This is a genomic window from Halioxenophilus sp. WMMB6, assembly GCF_033283405.1.
Classification (GTDB): Bacteria; Pseudomonadota; Gammaproteobacteria; order Pseudomonadales; family Cellvibrionaceae; genus Halioxenophilus.
Window position 1 is genome coordinate 1 of the sequence record NZ_JAWMQR010000022.1, and the last position, 3,094, is coordinate 3,094.

The 3,094-nt window shown below is 44.9% G+C and carries 4 protein-coding genes; all 4 read left to right on the forward strand.

Annotation, left to right across the window (positions count from 1 at the left end; all coding sequences use genetic code 11):
* Nucleotides 1–200: 200 nt before the first annotated feature.
* The 4 genes from SBL51_RS23130 (at nt 201) to SBL51_RS23145 (ending at nt 2,911) form a co-directional block, all read left to right on the forward strand.
* Nucleotides 201–758 (forward strand): hypothetical protein, encoded by a 558-nt coding sequence (locus tag SBL51_RS23130; RefSeq protein ID WP_317933574.1) that lies wholly within the window; start codon nt 201–203, stop codon nt 756–758.
* Between the two features lie 491 nt (nt 759–1,249).
* Complete coding sequence (locus SBL51_RS23135) at nt 1,250–1,666, forward strand: hypothetical protein (protein WP_317933575.1); 417 nt, start codon at nt 1,250–1,252, stop codon at nt 1,664–1,666.
* 65 nt (nt 1,667–1,731) lie between these two features.
* Nucleotides 1,732–2,034 carry a hypothetical protein gene (locus tag SBL51_RS23140; protein WP_317933576.1) on the forward strand — a complete coding sequence of 101 codons (303 nt, stop codon included), beginning with the start codon at nt 1,732–1,734 and terminating at the stop codon, nt 2,032–2,034.
* A gap of 463 nt (nt 2,035–2,497) precedes the next feature.
* The gene (locus SBL51_RS23145) at nt 2,498–2,911 is read left to right on the forward strand and encodes a hypothetical protein (RefSeq protein ID WP_317933577.1); all 414 of its coding nucleotides are present in this window, start codon (nt 2,498–2,500) and stop codon (nt 2,909–2,911) included.
* Nucleotides 2,912–3,094 lie beyond the last annotated feature (183 nt).

The following is a 3,094-nucleotide window of genomic DNA, read 5'->3' on the forward strand; positions in this document are numbered from 1 at the left end:
CCCACGCTTGTTAACGATCTCTAGGATCTGTGCATCATCGGGCTGGGACTCCGATAACTAGTTGCCGCTAGTTATGGGGCTTCACTTTAAAGGAATGTTAATTAATGGGGAAATTTGACCATACAAGCGCATCTTGTCGGACTGGTTTTCCGCTTCGCTACAAACCAGCCGCAAATGCGGGCGTTACGTGTACTAGAACCATGAATCAAGTATTTGGAAATTACGAAGTTACGTTAAGAGATGAGCCAGTTTACTCTCGTAATTCAGCTGACAATCCGAGAGCCTATAGTCACGAATACTGTCGCAGTGATGAGTATCAACATGTATCTGCACATGGTGTAATTGTAAGGGAAAACGGCGCGACGTTAGCTTCCGCAATATTGTTGGGGGTTGGTGGTGCTACAGGAGTTAACGAAAACTCAGTGGCATTTGACGGCGAATCTCTTTATATGGCCTCGGGTGATGCTCTATATTCACTTTCCTTACCTTCGCTCGAATTGAACTGGTGTGTAAAAGTCGATTTCGCTACATGCTTTGGTGTTTTCTGGCTTCAAGATAGGAGCTGCCTTCTTACGTGGGGCGAGCTAGAGATTGGATGTTATACCCAGGCGGGTGAAAAAATGTGGAGTTCATCTGGCCCAGACATATTTACCGAGGGGCTAGAATTGCACAAAAACATTGCCATCGTGACGGACTTTAACGGTGATGTATACAATATAAATTTAACTGATGGTGAAATATCAAGTGCAAACACGTAACAAGGCCAGCCAATCTGACCTCCGTAAACTGTCTTCTTTTTTGCAAAAAGAAGCAAAAAAGTAGCCAATTCACTCCGGCAGTTGCTGGCGGCGTTATACACAAGAATGATCGAGCTCGAAGATGAATTGGGTTGCTATAGGATTATTGATTTTTTTAAGTGCATTTATCAGCGGCCTGATTTCGAGCCGCGAGTATTCTGACTCCAAAGCTTTCCTGCTCGGGAGTTTTTCGATGCTTTGTGTAGTCTTGGTAGTGTTCACCGGGCTGTATCTATACCAAAAGGTTAACGATGGAGTCTTTTTGCTTAGCAATCTGGTTATCTTGGGCGGCATTGCTGTTAGTGTCATAACCGGTATTCGTAGTGTTTACCCAGGGTTAAAGTAAAGTGTATAACAAAGTAATCATGTCGCCCGCGCAGGGCGCGGGCTGGGACAGCCTACTCGCCGCTTCACTCTGTTCCGGCTGCCCCATATTACGGCGTTAACTGTCTATGAAGCTCTGGAAGAAAATTGCATTTTCGTTGGGTGTTCCGGTAATTGGCGTTCCGCTAGCAATAGCCGGTTTATTTATTTACGCAACAAGCGATATGTGCGGGAATGAAGTATATTCACAAGTTGTATCTCCCGATGGGAAGCACAAGGCGGTGGTGTTTCAAAGAGACTGTGGTGCAACCACAGGTTTTAGCACCCAAATTTCTATTATCGACTTTAGCGATGATCTGAAAAACGAGGGCGGCAATATTTATATTATTGACGGTCATCCGAAAAACGTCTCGCCGGGCCTAAAATGGCTGTCTAACACTGAATTAAACGTAGAAAGGAGTCTGAATGGCTCCGAATACAAAGCCGAATCAAAATGGGGCTTTTTCAATAAAATTAGTATCACTTATGGCGCAGGCAACAGTTAACAAGTTTGTCAAAAGGACGCTCCTGGCGTCGCGCCTTTTACAAAAGCGTTATACGTAAGTACCGAATGAGCAGCGTAGAAAAGAAAAATATACTTTACTCAACGCTATTTATGGCAGCGGTATTAGTGGTTCTATCCGTCTTTGCATCTGTTCCATATATTTATAGTGCATGTGCTTTATCTATCTGGGCAGCTATTGGTCATCTTGTAACTCTCGATGATGATATGCCTGGAGAGTGGAGTAACATGGAAGGTTCTAGAGCGGTTTGGCGTAATTCACTTATACAGCTTGCGGTAAAAGTTGTGGTAATGCTTATCCTCATTGTTGTAACGCTGGCGTATCCAGAACTAAGGAAGTATGGTGCGTAATAGCATGAAAAAACGTATAACAATCTAATCAACGCCCGCCAGCAAGCTGGCTCGGACCTCCACTCCGGCGCTTTGCGCCTGCGTTGCGGCCCGTTATTAGGGCGTTAGAATATTTGTATTTCTGTTGTCAGAGGCAAACGGAAAGAGTGTAGTACACGGAATATATTGGTCCGTGCAATTTTGAAAGGTAGTGCAGTTACTATCAGCTACCGAAAAGTGGTAGCTGGTCAATTGCTAAAGTGGTGGGCCAGGCTTTGCAGTTTTGCTCTTCGTGGTCCGCGAAAATTAATTAGTAGGTTTGGGTATGGTGGTCCGCATTTTTAGCGGTAAACTTTCGGCCTCAGTGCACGGCAAGGTAAAGGCACTTATTCTAACAATCGCAGCCATGTTCGGCCGCGTTGCGGCCTGGACCTCCTTACGCTTCGCTTCAGTCGGCCCATGCTGCGGGCGTTAGGTGTCGGTCATGTATCGAACCATAGGTGGAGTTTCATTGATTCTCGTAGTGGCGATTGCCGCTTTATGGATAGTCATTGATGGTAGGAGCAAGGATATTGAGCAGTTGAATCGATTTGCGGCAGCTGGTAATTCTCAAACACCTCAAATGATTGATTCAATCACAAGACTGGATTCGGTATCGGTAGAATTTCCAGCGGTAGTTTTTCATTACACGCTGTTGCTGCCGGCCAGCGAAATTGATATCGAAAAAGTAAAGGAAAGCAATATCAACTGGTTTAAAGATCAAGCCTGCGGAAATTCAGATGTTCAAAAAAGCATTCTTGAGCCGGGCTATGAAATAGTCCGCACCTACCAAGATATTGAGCAACACCATGTGTTTCGTATGAGCTTAGGTAACAGTCTGTGCGGTCAAAACACCTAACAATCACAACCACGTTAGCCCCTTCGGGGCCGGACCTCCACTCTGCGGCTTCGCCGCTGAACCTATACCACTTTAGTTGACAGTATTTTCTGTCAATCTAAAGGGTAAGAATATGGGGCAAACTAGAAAGCGTCATTATGATCGATATACGCTAGAATTTAAAAAGATGGTTGTTAAGCTTGC

Bases quoted from the DNA above. Each gene is read 5' to 3' on its own strand.
- SBL51_RS23130 (WP_317933574.1), top strand. From the start codon at position 201: ATGAATCAAGTATTTGGAAATTACGAAGTTACGTTAAGAGATGAGCCA.
- SBL51_RS23135 (WP_317933575.1), top strand. From the start codon at position 1,250: ATGAAGCTCTGGAAGAAAATTGCATTTTCGTTGGGTGTTCCGGTAATT.
- SBL51_RS23140 (WP_317933576.1), top strand. From the start codon at position 1,732: ATGAGCAGCGTAGAAAAGAAAAATATACTTTACTCAACGCTATTTATG.
- SBL51_RS23145 (WP_317933577.1), top strand. From the start codon at position 2,498: ATGTATCGAACCATAGGTGGAGTTTCATTGATTCTCGTAGTGGCGATT.